This is a genomic window from Metabacillus sp. 113a (genome assembly GCF_050107635.1).
In the GTDB taxonomy this organism is placed as follows: domain Bacteria; phylum Bacillota; class Bacilli; order Bacillales; family Bacillaceae; genus Metabacillus_B.
Genome location: NZ_JBNILJ010000013.1, coordinates 28498 through 53748, shown reverse-complemented (window position 1 = coordinate 53748; position 25251 = coordinate 28498). Strand labels below are relative to the sequence as shown.

At 46.5% G+C, this 25251-nt stretch carries 33 protein-coding genes and 1 pseudogene; 16 read left to right on the top strand and 18 right to left on the bottom strand.

Features of this window, described 5'->3' with window-relative positions; translation table 11 throughout:
• Positions 1 to 22 precede the first annotated feature (22 nt).
• The gene (locus ACQCVE_RS15585) at positions 23 to 676 is read right to left on the bottom strand and encodes an O-methyltransferase (protein WP_426863351.1); all 654 of its coding nucleotides are present in this window, start codon (positions 674 to 676) and stop codon (positions 23 to 25) included.
• A gap of 138 nt (positions 677 to 814) precedes the next feature.
• Here ACQCVE_RS15585 and ACQCVE_RS15580 point away from each other — a divergent pair, with 138 nt between their 5' ends.
• On the top strand, positions 815 to 2041 hold the full coding sequence (locus ACQCVE_RS15580) for an MFS transporter (protein ID WP_426863350.1): 1227 nt from the start codon (positions 815 to 817) through the stop codon (positions 2039 to 2041).
• Between the two features lie 13 nt (positions 2042 to 2054).
• On the top strand, positions 2055 to 3086 hold the full coding sequence (locus ACQCVE_RS15575) for a serine hydrolase domain-containing protein (RefSeq protein WP_426863349.1): 1032 nt from the start codon (positions 2055 to 2057) through the stop codon (positions 3084 to 3086).
• 47 nt (positions 3087 to 3133) lie between these two features.
• On the opposite strand, the gene ACQCVE_RS15570 is transcribed toward ACQCVE_RS15575, so the two are convergent.
• Genes ACQCVE_RS15570 through ACQCVE_RS15550 form a run of 5 tightly spaced genes read right to left on the bottom strand, consistent with a single transcriptional unit; the run spans position 3134 to position 6806 of the window.
• Positions 3134 to 3784, bottom strand: coding sequence for a 4Fe-4S single cluster domain-containing protein (locus ACQCVE_RS15570; RefSeq protein ID WP_426863348.1), 651 nt, complete (start codon positions 3782 to 3784; stop codon positions 3134 to 3136).
• Complete coding sequence (locus ACQCVE_RS15565; RefSeq protein ID WP_426846325.1) at positions 3784 to 4464, bottom strand: ComEA family DNA-binding protein; 681 nt, start codon at positions 4462 to 4464, stop codon at positions 3784 to 3786. Before ACQCVE_RS15565 ends, ACQCVE_RS15570 begins: the two co-directional genes overlap by 1 nt.
• Before the next feature lie 6 nt (positions 4465 to 4470).
• The gene (locus ACQCVE_RS15560; protein ID WP_426846327.1) at positions 4471 to 4680 is read right to left on the bottom strand and encodes a DUF2997 domain-containing protein; all 210 of its coding nucleotides are present in this window, start codon (positions 4678 to 4680) and stop codon (positions 4471 to 4473) included.
• A gap of 19 nt (positions 4681 to 4699) precedes the next feature.
• Positions 4700 to 5140: a hypothetical protein gene (locus tag ACQCVE_RS15555; RefSeq protein WP_426863347.1), complete on the bottom strand. Its 441-nt coding sequence runs from the start codon at positions 5138 to 5140 to the stop codon at positions 4700 to 4702.
• Positions 5141 to 5156: 16 nt separating this feature from the next.
• Complete coding sequence (locus tag ACQCVE_RS15550; RefSeq protein WP_426863346.1) at positions 5157 to 6806, bottom strand: AAA family ATPase; 1650 nt, start codon at positions 6804 to 6806, stop codon at positions 5157 to 5159.
• 188 nt (positions 6807 to 6994) lie between these two features.
• On the opposite strand from ACQCVE_RS15550, the gene putP reads away from it, so the two are divergent.
• Positions 6995 to 8485 (top strand): sodium/proline symporter PutP, encoded by a 1491-nt coding sequence (gene putP / locus ACQCVE_RS15545; RefSeq protein ID WP_426846333.1) that lies wholly within the window; start codon positions 6995 to 6997, stop codon positions 8483 to 8485.
• Positions 8486 to 9062: 577 nt separating this feature from the next.
• A complete protein-coding gene (locus ACQCVE_RS15540) occupies positions 9063 to 9695 on the top strand; it encodes an MSMEG_1061 family FMN-dependent PPOX-type flavoprotein (protein WP_426863345.1) in 633 nt (210 codons plus the stop codon).
• 126 nt (positions 9696 to 9821) lie between these two features.
• On the opposite strand, the gene ACQCVE_RS15535 is transcribed toward ACQCVE_RS15540, so the two are convergent.
• Both ACQCVE_RS15535 and ACQCVE_RS15530 read right to left on the bottom strand, forming a co-directional pair.
• Complete coding sequence (locus tag ACQCVE_RS15535) at positions 9822 to 10307, bottom strand: peptidoglycan-binding domain-containing protein (RefSeq protein ID WP_426863378.1); 486 nt, start codon at positions 10305 to 10307, stop codon at positions 9822 to 9824.
• Positions 10299 to 10832: pseudogene (locus ACQCVE_RS15530) on the bottom strand (peptidoglycan recognition protein family protein); the annotation flags it as partial. The pseudogene ACQCVE_RS15530 and the gene ACQCVE_RS15535, both read right to left, overlap by 9 nt.
• Positions 10833 to 11254: 422 nt before the next feature.
• Here ACQCVE_RS15530 and ACQCVE_RS15525 point away from each other — a divergent pair.
• The 3 genes from ACQCVE_RS15525 (at position 11255) to ACQCVE_RS15515 (ending at position 14252) form a co-directional block, all read left to right on the top strand.
• Positions 11255 to 12007: a GntR family transcriptional regulator gene (locus ACQCVE_RS15525; RefSeq protein ID WP_426863344.1), complete on the top strand. Its 753-nt coding sequence runs from the start codon at positions 11255 to 11257 to the stop codon at positions 12005 to 12007.
• On the top strand, positions 11982 to 12863 hold the full coding sequence (locus tag ACQCVE_RS15520; RefSeq protein WP_426863343.1) for a DUF4037 domain-containing protein: 882 nt from the start codon (positions 11982 to 11984) through the stop codon (positions 12861 to 12863). Before ACQCVE_RS15525 ends, ACQCVE_RS15520 begins: the two co-directional genes overlap by 26 nt.
• A gap of 180 nt (positions 12864 to 13043) precedes the next feature.
• Positions 13044 to 14252: a C40 family peptidase gene (locus tag ACQCVE_RS15515; RefSeq protein WP_426846341.1), complete on the top strand. Its 1209-nt coding sequence runs from the start codon at positions 13044 to 13046 to the stop codon at positions 14250 to 14252.
• A gap of 41 nt (positions 14253 to 14293) precedes the next feature.
• Here ACQCVE_RS15515 and ACQCVE_RS15510 read toward each other — a convergent pair whose 3' ends face one another.
• The 6 genes from ACQCVE_RS15510 to ACQCVE_RS15485 form a co-directional block, all read right to left on the bottom strand.
• The gene (locus tag ACQCVE_RS15510) at positions 14294 to 14485 is read right to left on the bottom strand and encodes a YfhD family protein (RefSeq protein WP_426846343.1); all 192 of its coding nucleotides are present in this window, start codon (positions 14483 to 14485) and stop codon (positions 14294 to 14296) included.
• Positions 14486 to 14560: 75 nt separating this feature from the next.
• Positions 14561 to 14680, bottom strand: coding sequence for a YfhE family protein (locus tag ACQCVE_RS15505; RefSeq protein ID WP_426846344.1), 120 nt, complete (start codon positions 14678 to 14680; stop codon positions 14561 to 14563).
• Between the two features lie 211 nt (positions 14681 to 14891).
• Entirely contained in the window at positions 14892 to 15119 is a 228-nt protein-coding gene (locus ACQCVE_RS15500) for a hypothetical protein (RefSeq protein ID WP_426863342.1), read from the bottom strand.
• Entirely contained in the window at positions 15116 to 15673 is a 558-nt protein-coding gene (locus ACQCVE_RS15495) for a GNAT family N-acetyltransferase (protein WP_426846346.1), read from the bottom strand. Before ACQCVE_RS15495 ends, ACQCVE_RS15500 begins: the two co-directional genes overlap by 4 nt.
• Before the next feature lie 251 nt (positions 15674 to 15924).
• A complete protein-coding gene (locus tag ACQCVE_RS15490; RefSeq protein ID WP_426863341.1) occupies positions 15925 to 17097 on the bottom strand; it encodes an amidohydrolase in 1173 nt (390 codons plus the stop codon).
• Positions 17098 to 17164: 67 nt separating this feature from the next.
• Complete coding sequence (locus ACQCVE_RS15485; RefSeq protein ID WP_426863340.1) at positions 17165 to 18058, bottom strand: TIGR01777 family oxidoreductase; 894 nt, start codon at positions 18056 to 18058, stop codon at positions 17165 to 17167.
• A 99-nt stretch (positions 18059 to 18157) separates the two neighbouring features.
• Between ACQCVE_RS15485 and recX the strand changes: the two genes are divergently transcribed.
• Entirely contained in the window at positions 18158 to 18976 is an 819-nt protein-coding gene (gene recX, locus ACQCVE_RS15480; RefSeq protein ID WP_426863339.1) for a recombination regulator RecX, read from the top strand.
• Positions 18977 to 19032: 56 nt separating this feature from the next.
• Positions 19033 to 19350, top strand: a complete 318-nt coding sequence (locus tag ACQCVE_RS15475; RefSeq protein ID WP_426846354.1) for a YfhH family protein — start codon at positions 19033 to 19035, stop codon at positions 19348 to 19350.
• Between the two features lie 34 nt (positions 19351 to 19384).
• On the opposite strand, the gene ACQCVE_RS15470 is transcribed toward ACQCVE_RS15475, so the two are convergent.
• Together ACQCVE_RS15470 and sspK are read right to left on the bottom strand one after the other, a co-directional pair.
• Entirely contained in the window at positions 19385 to 19549 is a 165-nt protein-coding gene (locus ACQCVE_RS15470; RefSeq protein ID WP_426846356.1) for a YpzG family protein, read from the bottom strand.
• 24 nt (positions 19550 to 19573) lie between these two features.
• A complete protein-coding gene (sspK, locus tag ACQCVE_RS15465) occupies positions 19574 to 19729 on the bottom strand; it encodes a small, acid-soluble spore protein K (RefSeq protein ID WP_426863338.1) in 156 nt (51 codons plus the stop codon).
• Between the two features lie 124 nt (positions 19730 to 19853).
• Here sspK and ACQCVE_RS15460 point away from each other — a divergent pair, with 124 nt between their 5' ends.
• The gene (locus ACQCVE_RS15460; RefSeq protein WP_426863337.1) at positions 19854 to 20123 is read left to right on the top strand and encodes a YfhJ family protein; all 270 of its coding nucleotides are present in this window, start codon (positions 19854 to 19856) and stop codon (positions 20121 to 20123) included.
• Positions 20124 to 20154: 31 nt separating this feature from the next.
• Here the strand turns inward: ACQCVE_RS15460 and ACQCVE_RS15455 are convergent, their stop codons facing one another.
• Positions 20155 to 21135, bottom strand: a complete 981-nt coding sequence (locus ACQCVE_RS15455; RefSeq protein ID WP_426863336.1) for a metal-dependent hydrolase — start codon at positions 21133 to 21135, stop codon at positions 20155 to 20157.
• A gap of 127 nt (positions 21136 to 21262) precedes the next feature.
• On the opposite strand from ACQCVE_RS15455, the gene mutY reads away from it, so the two are divergent.
• A complete protein-coding gene (mutY, locus tag ACQCVE_RS15450) occupies positions 21263 to 22351 on the top strand; it encodes an A/G-specific adenine glycosylase (RefSeq protein WP_426863335.1) in 1089 nt (362 codons plus the stop codon).
• Between the two features lie 31 nt (positions 22352 to 22382).
• The gene (locus ACQCVE_RS15445) at positions 22383 to 22574 is read left to right on the top strand and encodes a hypothetical protein (protein WP_426846363.1); all 192 of its coding nucleotides are present in this window, start codon (positions 22383 to 22385) and stop codon (positions 22572 to 22574) included.
• A 14-nt stretch (positions 22575 to 22588) separates the two neighbouring features.
• Here ACQCVE_RS15445 and ACQCVE_RS15440 read toward each other — a convergent pair whose 3' ends face one another.
• The gene (locus tag ACQCVE_RS15440; protein ID WP_426846365.1) at positions 22589 to 22813 is read right to left on the bottom strand and encodes a hypothetical protein; all 225 of its coding nucleotides are present in this window, start codon (positions 22811 to 22813) and stop codon (positions 22589 to 22591) included.
• An 87-nt stretch (positions 22814 to 22900) separates the two neighbouring features.
• Between ACQCVE_RS15440 and fabL the strand changes: the two genes are divergently transcribed.
• From fabL to ntdP, 4 genes are all read left to right on the top strand, one after another.
• Positions 22901 to 23650: an enoyl-[acyl-carrier-protein] reductase FabL gene (gene fabL, locus ACQCVE_RS15435; RefSeq protein ID WP_426846367.1), complete on the top strand. Its 750-nt coding sequence runs from the start codon at positions 22901 to 22903 to the stop codon at positions 23648 to 23650.
• Positions 23651 to 23752: 102 nt separating this feature from the next.
• Positions 23753 to 23947 carry a gamma-type small acid-soluble spore protein gene (locus ACQCVE_RS15430; protein WP_426846368.1) on the top strand — a complete coding sequence of 65 codons (195 nt, stop codon included), beginning with the start codon at positions 23753 to 23755 and terminating at the stop codon, positions 23945 to 23947.
• Between the two features lie 290 nt (positions 23948 to 24237).
• Entirely contained in the window at positions 24238 to 24492 is a 255-nt protein-coding gene (locus ACQCVE_RS15425; protein ID WP_426846370.1) for a YgaB family protein, read from the top strand.
• Between the two features lie 164 nt (positions 24493 to 24656).
• Positions 24657 to 25187, top strand: a complete 531-nt coding sequence (gene ntdP / locus ACQCVE_RS15420) for a nucleoside tri-diphosphate phosphatase (RefSeq protein WP_426846372.1) — start codon at positions 24657 to 24659, stop codon at positions 25185 to 25187.
• Positions 25188 to 25251: the final 64 nt, after the last annotated feature.

Genomic DNA, 25251 nt, shown 5'->3' with positions numbered 1-25251 from the left:
AAACCTGCGGAGTTTCATTTCATCAGCCCTTCACAACTCCGATAGCAAAGCCGTCGTACCCTTTCGATCCGACAGTCTGAATACCGGTTGAGTCGATGCGGGGGTCATCCGCCAGCAGCTGTATAAATTCGCGCACGCCAATAATGCTTGGATCGCCACTGCTTTCCTCCATGACTTCCCCTTCACGCACAACGTTATCCCCAATAATAACAGCTCCCGGCTCTGCGAGGTCCAATGCCCGTTTTAAGTAGTTTGGGTTATTCGGTTTATCTGCATCGATGAAGATGAAATCGAATTTTTTGCTGAGGGTCGGCAGCGTATCAAGCGCAGGGCCGACAAGCACGCTGATTTTATCCGCCAGCCCAGCTTTTTGGATGTTTTTTTCTGCCACTTCAGCATGCTTCGGTTCATATTCCAATGTCGTCAAATGCCCGTCCTCTGGTAAAGCCCTTGCCAGCCAGATACTGCTGTAGCCGCCGAGTGTTCCAATTTCCAAAATGCTTTTTGCCCCTTTCATCTTGGCCAGCAGGAACAGAAGCTTCCCCTGGTTAGGTGCAACATCAATCGCTGGAAGATCCGCTTCAGCGTTTGCTTTCAAAACGTCTTCCATGACTGGATCATCTGGATGAAGCTTAGTGCTGAAATATTCATCTACATCTGTCCATACTTGGTTCATAGCCTTCTCTCCTAAAATAGTAAATTTTCAGACAAATAGATTGTACCACATTTCCACTATTATCTAATTTAAGATATCCCTGTGGATCAGTGGTAGAATAAAGCAATACGCTTTCATGCATAAAGGAGAGACTCGTCTATGCAAGCAGCTCAACGAATGAGCATCCCGAATCCAACCGTCTATCCAATATTGTTTGCCATCGGTTTCGTCCATTTGCTTAATGATTCGATGCAGTCAGTAGTCCCTGCTGTCTTTCCCATATTGGAACAGAGTATGAATCTATCATACAGCCAGCTTGGCTGGATCGGTTTTGCACTAAGTATGACATCGTCTATCATGCAGCCGGTTGTCGGGTGGCTGACTGATAGGAAAAGCGCGCCATATGTGCTCCCGTTTGGCATGGGGCTGTCTATGGCGGGAATGCTGGGACTTGCTTTTGCGCCGGGCTTTGAATATGTCCTGCTTTCCGTTATCTTTATCGGACTTGGTTCCGCAGCCTTTCATCCGGAGGGATCAAGGGTCGCTTATATGGCGGCAGGAGAAAAAAGGGGACTGGCTCAATCCATTTACCAGGTTGGGGGGAACCTTGGCCAGTCCCTGGCACCGCTCATGACCATTCTGATTTTTATTCCCCTTGGCCAATTCGGGTCGATCTGGTTTACGCTTGTAGCGGCTCTCGCTGTGCTCGTGCTGCTGTTTGTATCCAGATGGTATTCCCATCAGCTCGTCCGGTTTCCCAAAGCAGCAAAATTTCATACTAAGCCTGTAACAGGGGAGCGGAAAATGCAGAGCGGTTTCGCGATTACACTGCTCGTTTTTCTCGTTTTTGCCAGATCGTGGTATTCTGCCGGGATTTCAAATTATTTTCAGTTTTATCTGATTGAGGATTACGGAATTTCGATAAAAGAAGCCCAGTATTTTATTTTTCTTTTTTTAGCTTCCGGTGTAATCGGGACCTTCCTCGGGGGTCCGCTCGCTGACCGGTTCGGCAAAAGAAATGTTATTCTCTTTTCCATGGTTGGTTCAGCCCCGTTTGCGCTGATACTGCCGCATGTCCGTCTCATATGGATTTATCCGCTCTTTTTTATTATTGGGCTTATTGTTTTGTCCAGTTTTTCTGTAACGGTCGTGTATGCTCAGGAATTGTTCCCCGGAAAAATTGGCACAGTCTCCGGCCTGATTATCGGTCTTGCATTTGGGATGGGTGCCATTGGTTCTGCGTTTCTTGGAATGCTCGCAGATGCTTGGGGATTATATGCTGTAATGATACTTTGCAGTCTGCTTCCGGTTATCGGGATCTTGACGGTTTTTTTGCCTTCGGATCAGAAACTCAAGGATTGGCAAATCGAGATGGATGCCAAGTAAAGGAGATTGAAGAATGCATTACTTATCCGGTATGGACATGGATCAGCGCTTGAATGAATATACGGCGGCGGGAGTCAGCATTGCCGTAATAGAAGAGGGACGGGCGGTTTGGCACGGATTCGGCCTTCGTGAAAATGGCACTGGTGGAAAAATTACATCTTCTACGGTTTTCAGCGCCTGTTCCATCAGTAAATTCGCTGCCGCTCTGCTTGCTTTAAAACTGGTCAGTGAGGGGCAGCTTGATTTGGATGAGGATGTGAACAGGAAGCTCAAATCGTGGATGTTTCCCGGCGCTGGCGTGACGCTTAGACATTTGCTGAGCCATCAATCCGGTATATTGGATCCTGAGAACAGCTTTATGGAATTCACGTTCCCCGGACCTTATCCTTTAATGAAAGACATATTAGAGGGAAATACGGTTTTTTTACCTGCTCCGGCTGTTCCAGTCAATAAACCGGGCAGTGTGTTCCGTTATTCAGATGCCGGGTTCTGTGTAGTGGAACAGGTGATCAGCGATGTCTTGGATTCCCCTTTTACCGAGGCGGTGAGCAAGCTGATTTTTGCTCCTCTCGGCCTCAGAAATAGCTTCTACCTGTTTGAGGATGGCAAAGGAGAGCGTGCGGCAGGGCACAATCATAAGGGTGAAGTGCTAAAGCCCTGCAAATATCCTGTCTACCCGTATCCTGCCTCAGCCGGATTATGGTCTGCACCTCTGGACTTGTGTAAACTGATTGGAGAAGTCATGAATGCTTGGAAAGGCAAAAGTGCGGTCGGAATTACCCAAGCATTGGCTGAGGAAATGACAGCCTCACAAGGTTGTTCACCCTTTACAGGCTTGGGATGTTTCCTTGACTCAGCAGACGGGGAACTTGAAATCTCCTCTTTAGGCTGGGGAGCCGGGTTTCAATCCATGCTCTTCGCTTATCCGCAGAGAGGGACCGGTGCAGTGATTATGATGAATGCTGATTTGGGTGTTCATCAGATGAAAGGGTTAATTGGGGAAATCTATAAGGAATTGAGACCCCGATTAGTGCAGCATGCATAATCGGGTCCCAGGCTGCTGCAGCAATTGCGCAAAAAGAGCTTAGAGAATCAGTCTCTAAGCTTCTTTGACGTAATCGGTGTTCCGCTCTGCTTCTTTCCTATATCGAGGAACAAATCCTTAATCGTATCAGGCGCGGCCATTCCGTTGACCATGATCCGGCCGTCCTGCCCGAGCCGGATTTCAAGCCGGTTTGGAAGGGTGTGAAGTTCATATTCCAGATGGGAGTAACGGTTTGTGAGAAAGCGGTAGTGCTGGTTGGAGGAACCGACCCACGGCCGGCTCAAATCAAGCTTGCTTTTCACGAAAGGGCCGTCAATCAGCAGGTCGGTTTCGCTGATTAGATCATCCCAGTCCTTTCTGTTGGCAGCTTTCAGCGTTTCGAACGGATACCCGCTGAAGCACATAATGGATAGACCTGCACGTTTTAGCTTTTTAGCCAGTTCAGCGAGCGGAGCTGCCTGTTCAAAAGGTTCACCTCCAAGAAAGGTGACTCCTTCAATACCGTTCACCTGATAACTTTTCATAATCTCCTCGTACATCTCATCAACGGATGTTTCCTTCCCGCCGTCCTTTGACCAGGTCCAGGGCACACCGCAGCCCTCACAGCGGATTGGACAGCCCTGCACCCACAGACAGGCCCGTTTTCCGGGTCCTTCTGCTTCGGTAAGAGGCAGGAAGCGGTGCAGATTCAAAAGCATTAATAGTCGATGACCCTTCCATCCTGAGATGGGGCAGAGTCCGTACTTGCTGATGATACTTTAATATACGGCCGGATTCTTTCAAGAACGTGAGGCTTCAATCCGAGCTGTTCTCCGAAATGGTCAGCCGAATCAAAGGCCCCGGACTGATTTCTTACGGTAACCGCTTTTTTAGCCAAAATGACGCCAATACCGGGAATGGAGGCCAGCTCTTGTTCAGAAGCGGTATTTACATCTATAGAAGCGGCGGGTTCTGCTGCAGCCGGCCTTTCTTCAATAGATGGGGATGCTGGAGAAACAGGCTGATATTCCTTATTAATGGAGTTCCGCAGTCTTTCTCTCTCCTGAGGAGCCAATGCCTTCCGAGCTTCAAGGCGGAGAAGGTACTCCGTCCGGACTTTAAAAGCGTGAAATATGGACATAATCCATATAGGAAATAAGATAATGATCATAAACGTTGAAATCGGCTGGTCTTTCGCAACATCTATAGCAATGATGGTGATGGTGACCGGGACTGCATATAAGAAACCCATTATGGTCCATTTCTTTTGCTTTACCCGAAAAGCAATATATAAGAAGGAAATAAAGCTGGTAAATCCCATTGGGAAAAAGGTCCATAGCATCCAGATGGAATGCAGCAGTTCCCAGCCTCTCCCTTTTGAGGTAATGGTTCTGGACAAAATAACTTACTCCTCTCTAAGTCTTTGTTTTTGAGTGAGTGAATCTTTTATTTCGCTTTCAAAATACTCGTTTGTATATTCCGAATCAACAGTCTTGGCATCAAGCAGCTTTTCAAGCATTGAGATATAAGGGAGGCAGTCTTTTCCTTTAATGCCAAGCGTATCAGCTTTGATTTTTCCGTCTGCTCCTATTTCAATCATAATCTTTTTATCCAAGATCCTCTCTCCTCCTTTATCAATTGACTTTAAACGTCAAAACGATGGAGTTGTCTTCGGTTACCTGTTCGGTTTCAAGAAGCAGTCCCTGCTCCCGCGCCCGTTCAAGGAGCTTAAGATAGGTTTCCTGCTGTACGATGGAGGTGTATTCCTCCTGCAGATTTTTTATGAATTCCAGCGCCGTTTCCTGTGGGATGTCCTGTTCAAACAGCGCTTCAAATATTCCATCGGGATTTTGCTGAAAGAGAATTTTGATGTCCCCGATTTCCGACTCCATGCCTTTGTGATCCATAAATTTAGGACTGCACCCGTAATGGTCGAGGGCTTTTACCAGAATGGCCTCGTCCTTCATAATCGTGGTCAAGGAGTAAGACTTTGAGTCCATCTTCTTTTCCATTGCTGTGCCAATTCCCTGAACGGCTGCGATCGCAATGGGGATGAGAGCTAATTCAATACTCATGTAGACACCTCTTTTCTTAAAAATCGAGGGACCGTCCGCCCCTGGTGCTGCTGATATCCTGATCCGGTTCTGCGGAATCGGCTCCATTTATTTTAGGAAGCTTATCGTATCCGGCTCTATCTTCTTGAGGTGTGGCTGCCACAGCCCTAAGGTTCGCCCATTCCCTTATCTTTCTGATTTGCTCGGATTGGGTTTTGGAAAGCGGAACCGTGTTGGCAATGACTTTCTTCAGATCATTTACAGTCAGGCTTCTTTCCTCCGAAAAGGCCTCAAAAAGCGCTGCAATACAAATTTGCTCAATCTCTGCTCCGATGAAGGTTTCGGTCCTGTCCGCAAGGAGGCTGAGTGTTTCTTCATCGATTTGGAAATCTCCGCGTGCTTTTGGACTTGTCAGCCTTTTGCTTAAATGAATGTTGAATATATCCATCCGTTCCTTCTTAGTCGGGAGGTCCACAAAGAAAATTTCATCAAAACGCCCTTTCCTCAAAAGCTCAGGAGGAAGACTCTGAATGTTATTGGCCGTTGCGATCACAAACACCGGCTTCGATTTCTCCTGCATCCATGTAAGAAGGGTACCGAATACCCGGGAGCTTGTTCCGCTGTCGCCGCTTGAATCGATTCCGCTCAGTCCCTTTTCGATTTCGTCGATCCAGAGAATGCATGGGGAGATGGCTTCCGCTGTTGCGATGGCTTTGCGGAGATTCCCTTCACTGCTGCCGACGATGCCGCTGAAGATTTTCCCCATGTCGAGCTTCAGAAGCGGAAGGTGCCACATGGAACTGATGGATTTGGCGATCAGGCTTTTTCCGCAGCCGGGCACTCCTGTCAGAAGCAGCCCCTTAGGGGAAGGCAGCCCATACTCAGCTGCCGAATCCAGCCAGGAGCGGTTCCTTTTTTTCAGCCAGCGTTTAATGTTTTCAAGCCCGCCGACATCGCTGATCCTTGGCTCGCTTTTTATGTATTCCAGAACGCCGGTCTTTTTGATGATTTGCTGCTTCTCATGCAGAACGCTCTCCAGACTGTTTAAATCAAGTCCGCCTCTGGTGACGAGTGCGAGTGCAAAAGCATTTTCAGCTTCCTGAAGTGTAAGCCCCATCGCGGCCTTTGCAAGACGTTCTTCATCCTCGGAGGTCAAAGTGATCGTGATCCTTGAGTTTGACCGGTTCACATCGATCATCTTCCGAAGGACTTCCTTGATGTCTTCAAAGGTTGGAAGACCATATTCCACGACGGTTAAATCCTTTTGCAGGTCAAAGGGGATATGCTCTGAAGGAGACAGGAACACCACATTTTTGGGTGCCGGACTTTTCTCAAGCACCACGGATAAATCTCTTATTTTCCGGATGATGGACGGATCGGCTGTCCGATTTTCTCCCCCTAGGAAAACATGAAAGTCTTTCAGGACAAAGATGGCGGGCTCTTTATACTTTTCTATGAAATCGAGTGCCTTTACCGGTGTTTTCATTGCATCAGGTCCGCTTTCCTCATTCCGCTTAAACCCCTCTGTTACGCTCCATGTGAAAAAGGTGCGGGGGGTCTTAATCATTTCTTCGGATTGGGCAAGCGTTCTAAGCTCACTGATCACTCTTTCCTCTTCCCAGGTCGTAATGTGCAAAAAGGGGAAGCGGGCTCTGAAATAGTTGGCCATTTCTTGATTAAAGTTCATCCTGGTATGCTCCTTTTCTGCCGATGCTGTTCAATGAAAATAGTATACCACGATTAAAGGAAAACGAGACCAATTAATACCATGTCCATCCAGTGCAAATAGTTCTTAACAACCTTTAAAGATACTGGTATTCTATTTCTATATAAAAATAAGATGAAAGCGTTTTTTGTGAAACGAGGGGGAAGCACATGGATTTTGGAGTACTGCTGTCTATTGGAATATATATGGCAGGGATGCTGCTGATCGGGTATATTGCCTACCGAAGAACAGCAAATTTAAATGATTACATGCTCGGCGGCCGGAATCTCGGACCTGCTGTTACAGCACTGAGTGCCGGGGCATCGGATATGAGCGGATGGCTCCTGATGGGTCTGCCCGGAGCGATGTTCCTCTCCGGCATCAGCGCCGGATGGATTGTACTAGGGTTAACGGCCGGAGCCTGGCTTAACTGGCTGTTTGTAGCGCCTCGCCTCCGCACTTATACGGAAGTGGCCAATAATTCAATTACCATTCCCGATTACTTTGATAACCGGTTTAAAGATACATCCCGTATACTGCGTGTAACGTCCGCAGCTGTTATATTGATCTTTTTTACCTTTTATACGTCCTCCGGGATGGTAGCAGGCGGAGAACTGTTTAAAACTGCGTTTAACCTTGATTACAGATGGGGGATCTGGCTGACCGCCGGAGTTGTCATATTGTATACCCTTTTTGGAGGATTTCTGGCAGTTAGCTGGACGGATTTCGTTCAAGGAACCATTATGTTTATCGCTCTAATATTAGTCCCGGCTGTGACGATCGCAAATGTGGGAGGATTCACGGAAACATTCAATGAAATACAGTCTGTCGATCCCGCACTTCTTGAAGCCTTTAAAGGAACGACACTGATCGGCATCGTTTCGCTGCTCGCATGGGGACTTGGCTACTTTGGACAGCCTCACATCATCGTCCGGTTTATGGCCATTTCTTCTGTAAAAGAAATGAAGAGTGCCAGAAGGATCGGGATGAGCTGGATGCTTTTCTCGATTGTCGGAGCGATGTTTACAGGACTCGTCGGCATCGCTTATTTCAGCCTGAATGGCATGAAGCTTGAAAATGAGGAAACGGTGTTTATCGTTCTTTCCGACGTCTTGTTTCCATCTCTGATTACCGGATTTTTACTGGCCGCGATTCTGGCTGCCGTTATGAGTACCATTGCTTCACAGCTGCTTGTTACGTCAAGTGCCATTACAGAGGATTTTTACAAAGCATTCATCCGTAAAGGGGCATCGGACAAGGAGCTGGTTTTGGTAGGACGTCTTGCCGTGCTTGGCATTGCGTTGATCGCGCTGATTTTGGCGCTGAATCCCAGTGAGACAATTTTAAATCTCGTCGGTTATGCCTGGGCGGGATTCGGAGCGGCGTTCGGACCGGTCGTTCTGCTCAGCCTGTACTGGAAACGGATGACGAAGTGGGGAGCGCTGGCAGGCATGCTGAGCGGAACCATCACCGTTATTGTCTGGGAAATGATTCAGCTTCCGTTCTTTACAGAAGTGTATGAAATCATCCCCGGCTTTATCGTCTGTGCGATCGCCATTATTTTGACGAGCCTGCTGACAGCCAAGCCGACGCGCGAGATGGAACAGGAATTTGATCAAGCAGTCAGAATGCTGACCGGGGATGACCGGGGGCCTGTCTGAAACGCTATTTTGGCAGCTGTTGAAATAGACTGTTGCTTAAATCACAGCAAAAAAGTGCTCAGAGCCTCTGAGCACTTTTTTTTGCAGCTGTGCCGTTGTGCCAGCTGCGAATTTTAGCAAATTTTGTCGGAAAGTCTTTATGTTGATGAGTACGGACAATAAATGACCGGGTACGGACAATATCCTGATTTTGAATGCGTTGAAGCAGCGTAATAGGTCTCAAAACAGTACCCAAATTGCATCGTTAATTCCTAATGTCACGCTTATTGAACCGGATCGGCCGTCTGAGGAGAAATAGTAAGCATCAGCCTCGGGCTTCGGGCTAAACACCAGGATTTACTCTGAGCAGCCGGGATCCCGTCACCAAAATGTAAACCAGTCCGGTCTCCGCTAAAGCTCCGTTACCCGCTGCTGAAATGGCAGGTTTGCACCCCGCCCCTTTTCTGGACGCCTTCTTTTTTACAAGGGCTATTGTGGTAAGGTAGTAAAGAAATGGAAATAGAGAAATTGGTACTGCCGGCTAATTTACGAACATACCCTTTGGCAGAAGATAAATCATATAAAGGACGGGGATTGTGTGCTGAGATCGTTTGCAGATGTCATTGAAACGCAGGAAGAGCTGAATGAAATCTGGGGGGAACCAAGCCGGCTTGTTTCAAATAAAGCAATTGATCATCTGGATCCTCACTGTATAAATTTTCTGGCGATGACTCCTTTTATTTTACTGGGTACGTCGAATGCAGAGGGGGAATGCGATGTTTCTCCAAGGGGGGACCATCCAGGCTTTATCCTTGTTTTGAACGAGAAGCAGCTGGTGATTCCAGAGCGGCCGGGCAATAAAAGGCTTGATTCGATCCGCAATATTTTGGATAACCCGAAGGCTGGTTTGATCTGCATGATTCCGGGGATGGATGCATCGTTGAGAATGACGGGAAAAGCCTCTGTAATGAAAGATCAAGATATTTTGGAAAGAATGCAGGTGAACGGAAAGCTGCCGTTTGCCGGAATTGTACTGGAGGTAGAAGAATGCTTCATTCATTGCGGAAAGGCGATAAAACGGTCTAAGCTATGGCAGACAGACTCATGGCCTGCTTCGGTCAGGCTGCCGAAAGCACATGAAATCCTCGCTGCTCATGCAAATTGTGAAGGCCTCGATGCTGACCGGGTAGAAAAAGCGCTCGATGAAAGCTATCGGCTGCGGATGTATTAGGCTATGCCGCTATGGCGAGCCCGGTCAAACCATCGCAGCCTGACACCCCCACAACCTTATTGAATAAATGCGTATTTTAAAAAACAGGAGCGGCCCCTCCTTTCAGGTCCACTCCTGTTTTCTGTTTTATAAAGCGCTTAGCATGTAAGCCCTTGTATTGGGTCCATATACACCGTCATTAGCGAGAGCCCGATAGCGGCTTTGAAAACGTCGGACTGCTGCTGTTGTATTAGGTCCGTATATACCGTCTATGCCCCCCGGATTGATTCCAAGCTTTTGGAGGGCGCGCTGAATTTGCTTTACAGATTCTCCCTTGGAGCCTTCACTAAACACTCCTGCAGGAAGTGGCAGGGTGCTTATTTTGTTTAACGCAGCATAAGTCTGAGCCCCCACGATTCCATCTGCAGCCAATTTATTGCTTTTTTGAAAGGCAAGCACGGCACTCTCTGTTTCGTTTCCGAAAATGCCGTCTGCTCCATATGTTAAGCGATAGCCGGCAGCAATTAATTTTTTCTGTATTTCTTTCACAAGGCTTCCGCTGTCCCCTTTTTTAACAGGGAGTTCTGCAGACGCAGGCGTGGAGGAAGGAGCAGGACCAAATTCGCTCGCCATTGCTTTTTTTACACTGTTTATGAATTTCGGCCATGACAGGCCATATTGCTGAAGGGCGTTTAGAGGATCAGATCTTCTTGAAGGATCGAGTGCATAGTGGCCGATGATCTGTTTATCCGGATTCAAACCAAACCGGGTACAGAGGTACGCATGATACCATACATAGCGGTCATATGCTTGCTGAAAGTTAATAGCTCCCCCAAAACACAATTCTACTCCAATCGAAGCATCATTAGCGTCAGCACCGAAAATGCGATTGTCTTCCGTAATGTTATAGCGGATATGAAATGCGACTTCTTCCAAAGGGATGATTTCCAGAATCGTTTTGTCATCGATAAAGGTATGAGCAGAAGCAGAGGGCTGCTGCTGATGAAAATAGTTTCGGTTCTGGGCCGCAGTGGACCCTGGGTTTCCAGTGTCGTGGCTGACAATGAAACGGACTTCTCCCAATTTTCGGCCGGACCTTGAGTTGCCCGCCCGAATATAGGAACGATTAATAGGGTATTTCACTCTCTCACTCTCCATCTCTGTATATAGCCAGTTTATGTTTTCAGAAAAACAACGTGTCGATTACTGGTGAAAATGGTTATCCACACAGAATTTGCACAGTATAGAATAATTCAAGAGTTATTCACGTTATCCACATCTAAAAGCATGAGCCTGTCAATTATTGTGGATAGAAGAGAAGGGACGTTCCGCTTACCAACATGCTTTTCCACAATATCAACAGGGCTGTGCATAACTTATACACAGTTTTGCAGAATTTGTAGAATGACGCCGGCGATAATGCTACACAAGGAAAGCTTTCAGATGATATATACAGAGGAAAATCCAACGAGTAGCAAAAATCTAGAAAATTGATTAAGGATCCTTTGCCGGTACAGACGACTAGATCTTTTAATGATAAAATCTGGGTAAAGAATCCATAGGAAATAGGAGTTGGTACCATGGTAAAAAAAGATTCACCGGTCCCTATTTATTTTCAGGTCGAAGAAATCATTAAAGAGAGCATCGATTCAGGAAAGTGGAAAAAGGGAGAGGCCATTCCCTCTGAGCGGCAATTTTGCGAACAATACTCCATCAGCCGGATGACCGTGCGGCAGGCCATCACCAATCTCGTTAATGAAGGTATACTTGAGAGGAAAAGAGGCAAGGGGACGTTTGTTTCAGCTGGCAAAGTCCTGCAGGATCTCACAGGGATTACGAGCTTTACCGAACAAATGAAGGAACTGGGAAAAAGCCCTGAAACCAAAGTTCAAAGCTTTGAAGAAATCTCGGCGTCAAAACAGGCGGCTAAGGAACTTGGTCTCATACAGGGGGAAGCCATGTATAAAATAAAACGCACCCGGCTTGCAGATGGGGACCCTGTCGCTTACGAAACGACCTACCTCCCATGCAGGCTATTTCCGGATTTGGCCAAAATACATGCGGAGGGATCGATTTACGACTATATTGAAAGGCAGTCCGGAATGCCGATCTTATATGGAAGACAGGAAATTGAAGCGTCCGAAGCGGGGAAAAAGGCAGCGGAGGCATTAAAAATTCACGAGGGAGCACCGGTTTTGAAAATTCAGCGGACAAGCTACACCGAGGGGGATCTGGCCGTTGAATATACGAAGACCGTATACCGGGGAGACCGGTACAAATATGTGATGGAACTGGAGCGGAAAACAAGTGGATCATTCCAGCCGTTTACATGAGCTTTCTGAGAGGCTGGCTGCAATTTATAAAAAGAATCCCAAGACAGACTCGGTTTGGATTGGCGGTTCTGTCTCTCGCGGCTGGCAGGACCAGTATTCCGACATCGAGCTATACGTTTGCTGGAAGGGAGAACCGAATGAAGAGGACCGCCTGCAGCCTGTTTTAATGGTACAGGGAGAAATAATTGAGTTCCATGATTATGAAGATGGAGAATGGTCTGAAACCTATTTCGCTGATGAAACCAAAATGGAAATCAGCCACTTTTTAACCTCTGCTGTAAGCTCTGCACTTAATGATTTAACCGCAAGCTTCTCAACCAGTCCCGATCAACAATGTCTGGCCTCAGCTCTTTTTTATGGAAAGCCTTTAGAAGGGCATCGTACCTTTCACTATTTGCGTAACCAGGTAACCCATTATCCGGCTGCATTAAAAGATGCCATGATTTTAAAGAATCTTGAACTGGGGAATCGATGGAAAAACCGCGGTCCGCTGGCTGCAAGAGAAGATTGGCTCATGCTCTGCCAGCTGATGGCGGCAACTGAAAATAAGCTCATGAGTGTGTTGTTTGCTTTAAATGAAATGTACATTCATCATCCAGCTTATAAATGGCAGAGAAACTCCCTTAATGAAATGAACATTAAGCCATATGATGCTGCCGGGCGGATGGAGAGCGTGTTTCTCGAGCATCCGGCAAAAGGGCTAATCCTATTGGAAGGATTGCTGGAGGATGTATATAAACTTGTTCAAAAGGAATGCCCTCACCTGAACCTTCAAAAGATCAAGAAGAGCAACAGCCTGGAGAGGTATAGGGCGAAAGGAGAAGAGACTCCAAATAGATTTCGTTCTAGAAGTTAAGGCTGGAGGAAATGTCCTGATTCTTATAACGAAAAATCCCCACATAAAGTAGAAAAAACGTCCAAATTCAAGAAAATCATCGATCAAAGTGAGTACATATAGTTGGGGATAAGGCGCTATTGGTTCGGGCAGGTGAGACTGACATAATGGAAGGGACTATAAGAAAGGAGTTCTTCCCTTATGAATAAGAAATCCATTGCCGCAATACTGATTGGAGCATCCCTTGCTGTCACTCTGCCTGTATTAAACAGCAGCAAAGCAGAGAGCAGTCTTATCGAAACTGCTCTTCAGCTTCAAGGAACAAGCTACTCGGAAAAAGGAAACACTCCTTCAGCCGGGTTTAACTCAGCAGGGTTCGTTCAGTATGTTTTTAAACAATCGAAAGGAATAGAATTGCCCAGACTTTCCAGTGAGCAATGGAGCTTCGGAACGGAGGTCGACCGGAAAAGCCTTCAGCCGGGTGATGTCCTGTTTTTCAAGGATTCAGCAGGGGACAAGCTGATCACCACTGCTCTTTATGAAGGAAAAGGAAAAATGGTATACAGCTCCGTATCTAAAGGGGTAGTTTCCATCAGCTTCAGCAGGTCAGATTACTGGAACAGCCGGTACGCTGGAGCAAGACGCATAACAGAACCGCTCAAAACTGCAGACCATCCGGTAATCAATGAAGGATTGAACCATCTGGATATTCCATATATACATGGAGGACAGACTCCAGCTGGGTTTGACTGCTCCGGCTATACGAAATATGTATTTGAAAAAGCTGCTGGCATTTACTTGCCGGAGACACCAGAGCAGCAATGGGCAGTCGGTGAAACCGTTGAAATAGAAAACATCCTGCCGGGTGATCTTGTTTTTTTCAAAAATACACACAGGCCCGGGATTTCTCATGTGGGAATCTATGCCGGCAATAACCAAATTTTAAACGCAACCCAAATTGGCGGTGCCAATAAAGTAACCATCAGCTATTTGTCCAGCAGCTACCTGCAGGAAAAATCAGCAGGAGTGAAACGGGTAGACGGGCTCCAAATTGACCGAAGCCATCCTCTCGTGAAAGCCGCTGAATCACTGATTGGCTCGCCCTATAAAAAAGGGGGCACAGATCCGGAAACGGGCTTTGACACGGGTGGATTCACACAATATGTATTCAAAGCAGCGGGGAAAGAATTGCCGCGGTATGGCCGTCAGCAGATTCAGTCAGGTGAGGAAGTTGAGGAAAGAGAATTGAGGCCCGGTGACCTTGTATTCTTTCAGGCAGACTCCATTATCCCCGCCATCTATGCAGGAAACGGTCAAGTGATCGTTGCTTCGAGCGAAGGGGTAAAAGCGGTCCATTACAAAGAAAGCAGCTACTGGTCAGGCAAGTTCATAAAAGCAAAGCGAATCTGAATGAAGAAGCCCCTGCAGACTCCTTGCAGGGGCTTTTGGCATTATTTACTGCGTTTGGATTGGCGCTGGTTTGCTGCATTGGCTCTTGCTTGAGCCTCCATATCCGCTTGGTCGGCTAATTCACGGGAGAACTCCTCATACGTTCCATCGGCTTCTTTTTTCAGCTGTTTTGGAACTTGAGCAAGACCATTCTTGTTTTTATCACGAGTATGCTGCTTGTGTCCTCTTCCCATTGTAAACGCCTCCTGTTTGGTTGAACTTGTCGTTCAATAATAGGATGGCCATTCATGAAAAAGCCATGCTGGTAACTAGTTCTTCTTCTTCGTAAAACCGCCAGCACGATCAGCTGCTTTGAACTCTCTTCCGTAAAGGACTTCCTGAGTAGTTGTCAGTGTTCTCTTGGAATTTTCATGGCGTTTCTTTTCCATAGGGAATCAGCTCCATTCTCTTGACTAAAATTAGCATGGTCAATGGGAGAGCATATCATACGGACCTGCAGGTGAAATTAGCAGTTTGGTGAAAAATGATAGGATTTTGGTGATGTTTTTTGGCGGAAGAACCTCTTTTTGGCTGGAAAAAACGGGTTGGGTGGATAACAAGACGGAAAAGAGGCGACCCGGCTAGTAAAAAATCCGCGCTTCACACGCAACTGTCCCCATCCCGCCTGCAAAGCATTTCCAACCGCACGTAAACCCCAAAGCGGCAGCCCGGCTCATGAAACAGCGAACCGCTTGCAGCCGATACACTCTGGTCATCAAGCTGCTCGAGCCCCTGCAAAACCCGATCCGCCGCTTGCCCCGCCCCCCATGCCGTTCCATACTCCAATAGCAAAAGCCCGCCAAATCCTTGGCGGGCTGTGTTAGTCAAGCTTCCTTTAAATGATGCTCTTCCGCAAGGGAAGGAGTTCTCATTGTATAGAGTGTATATAAATCTTTCGAGATTTCATAAAGGCTGTAAATGTCTTGCCCGTTATTGATTTGATCGAGCAGCGCTTTTCTCGTGTCGTTGGCGTTCATTACATATGGAAGTTTTTCTGCGGCTTTCATGGAACGGACGTTGATTTTACGAATGCGGAGAAAAATCCGTTCAATGCCAAGCTCGTAAAAAAGTTCGTTAAAGAAAGCATCTTTGGCGGCCTGATTGTAGCCTTTGCCGTGGAAAGGCCTGCCAAGCCAGGTTCCAAGGAACCCGGCGTTTTCCTGAAGGTCAAAGAGGCTGATGGTCCCGATTGGAGAGCCCCATTCGTCGAGAATGGTCCGTGAAATCAATTCACTGCGCTCTTCGGCTTCGATTGTTTGCTTCGTTAAAAACAGGTATTCTTCGATGGATTCAGCTTTATGACGAACATAAGGGAAGACTTCAGGGTGTACCATGAGTTCATACAGCGCATGACTATCGTGAATGTCACGTTTTTTAAGCATCTTTCTCGCTCCCTCCAACATGAGGGCAGACGCGTAGCCTTAGCCCCACCCTCGAAATTTTTTAAATTAGCCAAAAAATTTCGGGGTGGGAATCGAACCCACTAGGACCGGTTAAACCGGTGGCGCACCATTTGCCTTCCCATTGATCCCAGGTCATGAAATTGTCATGTATAGCAAGGCTTTGTCAGCAAGCCATGCACTGATATCATACTCGAATTTCTTTAAAAAAGATACAACTTTTTTGCGGATTTTTATTGGTTTTTTTGGCCAATTTTTATCCCTTTTTTCGAGGCCCATACAGGGTCTTGGAAAACGAGATTTCCGTTTATCATTGTGCATTTTGGTTTGGCCAGATAGTGAAAAGGATGGTGGCTCCATAGAACGAGATCCGCGTCTTTTCCAGGCTCCAGGCTTCCGACCCTGTCATCGACTTGCAGATTGCGGGCTGCTGTAATGGTAATGCCTTCGATTGCTTTTTGTTCGTCAAAGCCTTCACGGACCGCAAGTGATGCTACAACGTTTAAGTATTGGATCGGGGTATACGGGTGATCGGTCGTTATGGATACCTCCACGCCTTTGTCGGCGAGGGCCTGGTACGTTTGCCAGCTTTTATTTTTTAATTCGACTTTGGACCGTCTTGTAAATGTCGGACCAACGCTGACCTTTGCGTGTTTTCCGGAAAACTCATCGGCAATGAGATGGCCTTCTGTACAATGTTCAATGCGGAAGTCGAGGCTGAATTCTTCCGCAAAGCGGATCGCAGAGAGGATGTCATCTGCTCGATGGGCATGTATGCGGACCGGAATTTCCCTTCGCAGTGCACGGCGAATGGGCAGCGAACGGAAGTCTTCCTTCTCATCGCAAAACTTTGCATGATAAAAGGCTTCGCGCAGCATGCCCATGATTCCCATCCTGGTTATGGAGTCTTTGTTACCCTGGCTGTGAATGCGTTTCGGATTCTCGCCAAGGGCGATTTTAAGACCGGCCGTTTCCTTGATAAGCATATCGCTGATGTTCACTCCAGAGGTTTTAATGACAGATGTCGTTCCGCCGATTACATTGGCGCTCCCCGGCATAATATGAACGGTAGTAATGCCGTAGGTAATCGCATCCCGGAATCCGGAGTCAAGGGGATGCACACCGTCAAGCGCCCTGATATGCGGTGTCAGGGGTTCAACCGTTTCGTTCGCATCGTTACCGGCCCACCCTGTTCCCTCATCATACAGTCCTAAGTGGGTGTGAACGTCAATTAAACCGGGGAACAAATATTGGTCCTGGCAGTCAATGATGGTGCAATTTTCGAGTGCAGAAAGGTTTTTTCCTATTTTAGCGATTTTTCCATTTTTGACCAGAAGGTCGGAAGCGTACAGAATATCCGTGGTAACAGGGAAAATGGTAGCGTTCTTAAATAATGTGCAGGTCATCTTCTAGCTCCTAGTGAATATAAATTTTATCCATGAATGACCCCCGCTGAGGAAGCTTCACTTTCTTTTATTTTATTATGTCTGAGAGCGCGCGTTCAAGTTCAGGGAAAATAAAAGAATAGCCGCTTTCAATCGCTTTTTTCGGCAATACCCGCTGCCCCTCCAGAAGAAGGATGCTCATTTCGCCCAGCGCAAGCTTAATGGCGCTGCTTGGAGCAGGAAGCCAGTGAGGCCGGTTTAATGCTTCTCCCAGCTTTTGTCCGAAGGTTTCCATTTGTGCCGGATTTGGAGCGGTCATATTGACGGGTCCGCTGATCTCCTTGTGTTGGATAATATGGCCGATCATTCCTGCGATATCGGTTACATGAATCCAGGACATCCATTGCTTCCCGGACCCAAGCGGACCCCCGCCGTAGAACTTGTACGGCAGGATCATTTTCTGAAGCACGCCGCCTTCACCGAGCACGATTCCGAAGCGGGCATAAACGGTTCTTATTCCGAGGTCTCTGATCATGGATGCTTCCTGTTCCCATCTTTGAACCGTGCTTGAAAGAAAATCCTCATCGGTTGTTTTGGATTCTTCAGTAAAAGTCTCCTGCTCAGATGTACCGTAGATTCCTATTGCACTCGCGTTAATAAAAACCTCCGGCTTCTTACTTAGCTGATTTAGTAATTTATACGTTTCCCGTGTTGATTGCACACGGCTTTCAACTATTTCCTGTTTGTTTTCTTCAGTCCATTTTGTGCTGATTGATTTTCCGGCAAGGTTAATCATGACATCCGTGCCTTCTAAATGCGGAGCGGGATTTGCGCCGTCCTTCATCCACTGAACATATTCGATGTTCCCATAGCCTTCCTTTTCGCTCCTGGACAGTATGATCACCTGATGTCCTTCGCGTGCAAAGTACTGGGCGATATGCCTGCCTACAAAACCGGATCCTCCTGCGATTGCAATTTTCATAATAATCACCTCGCGTTAGTATTTTAAGCTGCACTTTATAAGCTCTACCCTGCCTCTATTATGATAAACGTATGATAAAATAAGGGAGAGGTGTTGAGGATGGCTTTTATTACAAAAATAACGTCCCAGCAAAAAAATGCTGAACGATACAAAGTTTATTTAGATGCTGGAAAAGGCGAAGAGTTCGGTTTTGGCGTGGACGAGCACACGCTCATTAAATATGGGCTTGCAAAAGGAAAAGAACTCTCCGATTTGGACGTGGCTGAAATCTGCTCAGGCGATCAAGTCCGTAAAGCATACAACTCTGCCTTGAATTTCCTTAGCTATAGAATGCGCTCCGGCGCTGAAATCAGGGAGCACCTTGAGAAAAAGGAATTTGCGGCTGAGGTCATTCAGGAAGTGCTGCATCAGCTTGAACACTCGGACCTTGTGAATGATCATCAGTTTGCAGACGCGTATACAAGGACGCAGTGGCAGACCTCCGGAAAAGGTCCCGATGTCATCAGGCAGGAGCTGATCAAAAAAGGAATTGCTCCGCTTGATATCGAACAGGCTCTGTCTTTGTATGCCCATGAAGAGCAGCGTGACGCCGCTATGGTCCACGCTGAAAAGTTCTTGAAAAAGAACCACGGGGTTTCAAGCTTTCAGGTCCGGAAAAAACTTGAACAGCTTCTTGTCAGGAAAGGGTTTAGCTTTAATCTGACTTCTGAAATACTGCAGTCTCTTGAGTACGGCAATGATCAGGAGCAGGAAAAAGAAGCCCTTGTACGGCAGGCGAATAAAGTCATTTCAAAATACAATAAAGGGAACGACTTGAAATATAGGCAAAAAATGAAGCAGTATTTATACCGAAAGGGTTTTAGCATTGAACTGATTGAAGAGTATTTGAACAGCCCGGAGGACTTTATACATGAGTAAGTATTCGCTTTATTTACGCTGATTCCTGTTTATTAAACACATTAGGAGGAGCAAGGATGGAAACCAAAAGATACAGTGACATGACAGAGTACGAATTAAAAACAGAAATTGCCTCTTTAAAAGAAAAAGCAAGGAAAGCCGAGCAAATGGGGATGGTGAATGAATTTGCCGTGCTGGACCGGAAAATTTCCATGGCCCGTTCCTATATGCTTAACCCCGCTGACTATAAAGCGGGAGATGAACTTGAAATAGAAGGGGCACCGGGAGAAATATTTAAGATTGTTTATATGAATGGGATTTTTGCGTGGGGCCACCGTCTCGCAGCGCCGGATCATGAAGAAGCCCTGCCCATTTCTGTCCTTATCCGTCAGTAATAGCCGGCCGCAAATCAGGCGGCCGGCCACGGTTTTAAGACTGTTTGCGGGTCTGGTTTTTTAAAATAACCAAATCCTGCGTCATTTGGGTTTCTCCGTTTACCTGTGAATGGGCATGCTTCGGGTTCGCCCATGGCTGCGGATACGCTTTTGTTTTAGATGAATAAAAATGGTCATAGGATGGTTTGTGATTGCCCAATCGAATCAGCCTCCGCGTCTTAGACTAGTTGGAATCTTCTCGTTGGCCGGAGGCCCTCATGCGCTCCTGGGGATGGTCGTTAATCGAGCCGTCCGCGCGTTTAGAGGCATATGCGCCTTTAGCACGCGCTTCTCCTTCAGAACGTGCTGCAATAGGGAAATCCTTTGCTTTGTTCCTCAATCGAACCGCCTCCAATGATTGCTTCTTTTGCTTCAGAAGCATACCATTATTATGAACCAGCTGATTTGTTTTATGATTAGTACATACAGGCAGGATTGCCTGCAAAAAAGGAGGTGCTCTTTGCATGGGACCTTACCATGAACGTCTGACGGATTTGCTGCTTTTAAAAAATGATTCCCTTGCGTATGCACAGGCCAGAGCATGGGTAGAACTGCTTTGGGAGGATTTTGAAGCCACCTATGCCAAAGCCGGTGAAAAGTACAGGGGAAAAGAAATGACTGAGGCAATTGTCCAAAAATGGATTGAACAATACGGCCCTCGCCTGCATGAATTTGTGGCAACAAATCCGAAATACAGACATTTGCTTAACCAGGATGATTACTTGAAACATTAAGAAAGGCAGAGCCCGGAAACGGGTCTGCCTTTTAATCAGGGACAATATGGAGCTTTTTCCTCAATTTTTCTTCGCTGAAAATCCATCCAGTGTACGAGCTGACAATTTCCAGGCTGCTGTCAAGCTGTACGATGGCAACAAACGGATAGTAGCCTTTGCTTCGGTAACGCAAATCGATAAACCGAACTTCGTAATGATCGGAGTATTCTTCCACTTCCCACCGGTAAACAGGAGAGAAGGAGAGAAAGGCTGAAATGTTTTGGTCTTCTTCAGCTGCCCTGATCATATCGGTCTGCGGAACAGGAACACGGTCAAACTCATCCAGGACGGTAAGCTTTCCTTTTGCATGACGCGCCACATAAAAATGGGTCCTGGTTGTAATGGCTAAATGCCAGTCCCGGAATCTCAATGTAGGAGAAATCGTGATGTCCGTTATTTCATTGAATCGTTCGCGTATTTCGTGAACGATTTTCTTTTTCATAACATACCGCAGAACATAATATCCTGCCAGCACAGCAAACATTACAGCAAACGTATACCCCTGCGGCGCACCGAGGATCCAGGCGGTGATGGCTATTCCGTGTATGGAAAAGATAATCGGGTCAAAGGTGTTAATCAGCCCGAGCGCAATCCATTTATGCGAAAACGGCCTTAATGCCTGTGTGCCATAAGCGTTGAAAATATCTACAAAAACGTGCAGGGCCACAGCTATGAATGTCCAAAGAGCCAGATGAAGCAAATCAATCCCCGGATAAAGTAAATAGATCAGCGCTGTAATCAGAACCGACCAAATTAAGACAGCTGGCATGGAATGGGTGATTCCGCGGTGGTTCCTGATATAGACAGCATTATTGCGAAGTTTTAAAATAGTATCCAGGTCCGGTGCCTGCGAGCCGATAATAGCCGCTGCCATGACGGCGTGGGAAGCCGCAGGGTCACTTCCTATTAAGGGATCAAGAGTTGCCGCCCCTCCAAGGGCAATCCCCATAACTACGTGGGTGGCAGTATCCATATCATCCCTCCCAGCTCATTTTTTTCGAATTATTGGGACGCTGGTCCCGGCAATGCTGAAGAGTTTTATTCATTCTACAGCTATGTTTCCCATTTTAGAATAAATCTTAACATCTGGAGGCTCCACCATGAAAACCATTTTATCTGACTTTCCTATAGATTCCTTTCAAAAAGATTTGATTGGCTGGTTTCAAAGAGAACAGCGGATTCTGCCGTGGCGTGAAAATTCGGATCCGTACCGGGTCTGGGTGTCTGAAATCATGCTTCAGCAGACAAGGGTTGATACGGTTATTCCTTATTTTCTTAATTTTATGGAAAAATTCCCTGATGTCCAGTCTCTTGCGAAAGCGGATGAAGAGCAGGTCATGAAGGCATGGGAAGGGCTGGGCTATTACTCGAGAGTCCGCAACCTGCAGTTTGCTGTCAGAGAAGTCAGCGAAGCATATGACGGCATCGTTCCTGCTGATCCCGGAAAATTTGGGGAACTAAAAGGGGTCGGCCCCTATACGAAAGGGGCTGTCATGAGCATTGCCTACAATATTCCAGAACCTGCAGTGGATGGGAATGTGATGAGGGTAATGTCCAGAATTCTTCTTATTGATGAAGATATCGCCAAGCCAAAAACGAGAAAGCTGTTTGATACGGCTATTAGAGAGGTCATTTCAAAGGACAATCCGTCCGATTTCAACCAGGCACTAATGGAACTAGGCGCCCTCATATGCACGCCGTCCTCGCCATCGTGTCTGCTGTGCCCCGTAAGAGAGCACTGTCAGGCATTTGCAGAAGGGAGGCAGCACGAGCTTCCTGTCAAAAGCAAAAAGAAAAAGCAGAAATCCATGCTCATGGCTGCTGCAGTTTTACGGGACAGCTCAGGCAGCTATTGGATCCGCAAACGGCCTTCCGAGGGCCTTCTGGCCAATCTTTGGGAGTTTCCAAACTGTGAAACCGTATCTGATACGCTGACTCAAAAGGAAGAGCTCGAAACATATTTAATCAGAGAACTTGAAGCCATACCTGAACTGACTCCTGTGGAAGGTGTCATACAGCACGTTTTCAGCCATCTGATATGGAATATCGCCCTGTTTGCAGGAATCGTTGAAAACGTAAAAGAAGGAAGCGGGCTCGTAAAGGTTACAGAAGAAGAAATGAAACAGTACGCATTTCCAGTACCCCACCAAAAAATTTTCAAGCTTTATTTAGAAAAGGAAAACAAATAAGGGTAGGGCTTGTCTGAAAAGTCCTTTTGCGATGAAAAATCCCCGGGTCAGCTGCAAAGCATTCCGGGGGATTTTTGTAAAAATGGCCCGTGATGGAAGCGGAAGGTGCCAATCCGGGATAGAGCAGAGGAACGGGAAAGACCCCGCTTTGGAGAAGCGGCAGGCCAGCCCGCTCGACTCTGAGCAGTCAGGAGAAGGAATCAGCGAGAACAGCCAAATTTAATAAACTGGGAGCTCTCAATCATAACTGATTCGTGTACCGTGCGTATAATCGGCTTCGTTTCTTTTCATTCCGCCCCGTTCTTCGATCTCCTGCATGATTTCTCTGTGTATGGTCAGGCCTTCTGAATTCATGTAGGGAAGGATCTGCTGAAGCGAATGGTGAAAATAGGCGAGTTCTTCGTCTTTCCAGTCCCGCTTGCGGATCATGGAAAGCTCTGTCATATCGCGTCCTACATACATTTGCTGTGTCTCCTTGCATATTATGGCGTAATAAACATATTGTTTGATACAATAAACATATCTATTCGAAAGAAAAGAGGATTATTAATGGCACAAAATCGAGTCGCATTAGTAACAGGAAGCAGCAGAGGAATAGGAAAGGCAATTGCATTAAACTTGGCAAAGCAGGGATACCATATTGTCATTAACTATGCAAGAAGCAAACAGGCTGCTCTTGAAACCGCTGAAGAAATTGAAAAACTGGGTGTGAAAACTCTGGTTGTGAAGGCAAATGTAGGAAAAGTAGATAAAATCAAAGACTTGTTTGAGCAGATTGATTTAACGTTTGGACGCCTGGATGTATTTATCAATAACGCTGCTTCAGGTGTATTAAGGCCATTGATGGACTTAGAGGAAAATCACTGGGACTGGACGATGGACATTAATAGCAAGGCGCTCCTGTTTTGCGCACAGGAAGCGGCAAAGCGGATGGATGAAACAGGAGGCAAAATCGTGAGCATCAGCTCGCTCGGTTCGATCCGGGTACTTGAAAACTATACGACAGTCGGAGTGTCGAAGGCGGCTCTAGAAGCCCTTACCCGTTATCTGGCGGTTGAACTGGCATCCCGAAACATCGTCGTAAACGCTGTTTCAGGCGGAGCCGTGGATACGGAAGCGCTAAAGCATTTTCCGAATCGGGAAGAGCTGCTGCAGGATGCAATTTCTAAAACACCTGCGGGCCGTATGGTGGAAATCGAAGATATTGTGAATGCCGTTGATTTTCTTGTTTCCGATCAATCCTGGATGATCAGGGGACAGACGCTTATAGTGGACGGCGGCAGATCCCTGCTCGTCTGACTGAAAGAAAACACCTTCCAGAGCCAGGCGAAAAAAGTTTTATAATATATCGCATATAACTTACCTCCGCGGGACAACATAATTTTCGTGGAGGTGATTACAATGGCAAACAACCAAAACCAACAACAACAACAAGCTGGTAAAACTGCTTCAGGTACAAACGTACAACATGTTAAGCAGCAAAATCAGCAAGCTTCTCAGGGACAATACGGAACTGAGTACGCTTCTGAAACAGATGCTCAGCACGTGAAAAAGTATAACCAGCAAGCAGAAGCAAACAAATCTAAAAACAGCTAATTCACACCACTGAATGCAGAAATGCATGAGGGGTCGCCTGCAAGAATTGTGCTTATTTCCGCTGCTTTGTACAAGGGCCGCTTAATCGTGAGCGGGTCCGGCTGCAAAGGGAGAGAAAGGACGGCTTGCATATGGGCGGCCTCTTTTCATTTTTCAGAAGTCAAAAACAGATTTATTCAGGCTGATCCGACAAAATCTTTCACCTTTCTGCCTTTTCTTCTAAAGGAGCCCGGATAACCCAAAACGAATATATAGGGGAATAGAAGCCGGATTGGGAGAGGGGCTCACTTATGAGCAAATTTGACGTTCTTGTCGGCGAGCAGCTTAAGACAATGGACAGGCTGCTTGAGCTTCAAAACGAAGTCGAGCGCTGCCAAAAAATTGAAAGAGAGCTTGAAAGGCTTCAGAAGAAGGACAAGCTCATGGTTGTCCAGGAAGAAATTCAGCTGATGAAAGCAGAGCTTCACTTTATTCAGCAAACGTTTGAAAGACAGACGGAGGACGTTATCAGATCCTACAAAAATCACCCGGTATGGGAACAATAGGCACGATGAAGGTCATGGTCTTGCAGAAACTCGAGTTTCTGCCGGTATGGCCTTTTGTTTTCTTTTTCAATCGACTAACTGTATAATGAAAAGAAATATGAATTCAGGCTTCTTGAAATGGACGGAAATCTTTCAGGAGCTGCTTCAAAGGATGGCGAATAAAGATGGGCTTACCGGCGGAAGGAGAAAAAATACAAATACATAGCTATAAGCACAACGGCAAGCTGCATCGAATCTGGGAAGAAACGATGATTCTGAAGGGTACGGATAACCTGATTATCGGCGGCAATGACAGAACGACTGTTGTGGAATCAGATGGACGGACATGGGTTACGAGAGAGCCCGCCATTTGTTATTTTCACGCTAAGCATTGGTTTAATATAATCGGTATGCTTCGTGAGGACGGGGTCTATTATTATTGCAACATCAGTTCCCCTTTTGTATGGGATGAGGAAGCGGTGAAATACATCGATTATGATCTGGATGTAAAAGTTTTTCCGGATAAATCTTATATCCTCCTGGATGAGGATGAGTATGAAACGCATAAAAGAGAAATGAAATATCCTGGTGTCATTGACCTCATTCTCAGGAAAAATGTAGATAGGCTGCTTGACTGGATACAAAATGGAGAAGGTCCATTTTCTGCTGAATTTATCGATACGTGGTACGAGCAGTATTTAAGATATTCGAGATAAAAATGCCTGTTGGAATGGTTCAGCAGGCTTTTTGCTTGCATAAGGAACACGTGCTTCTGGGTTA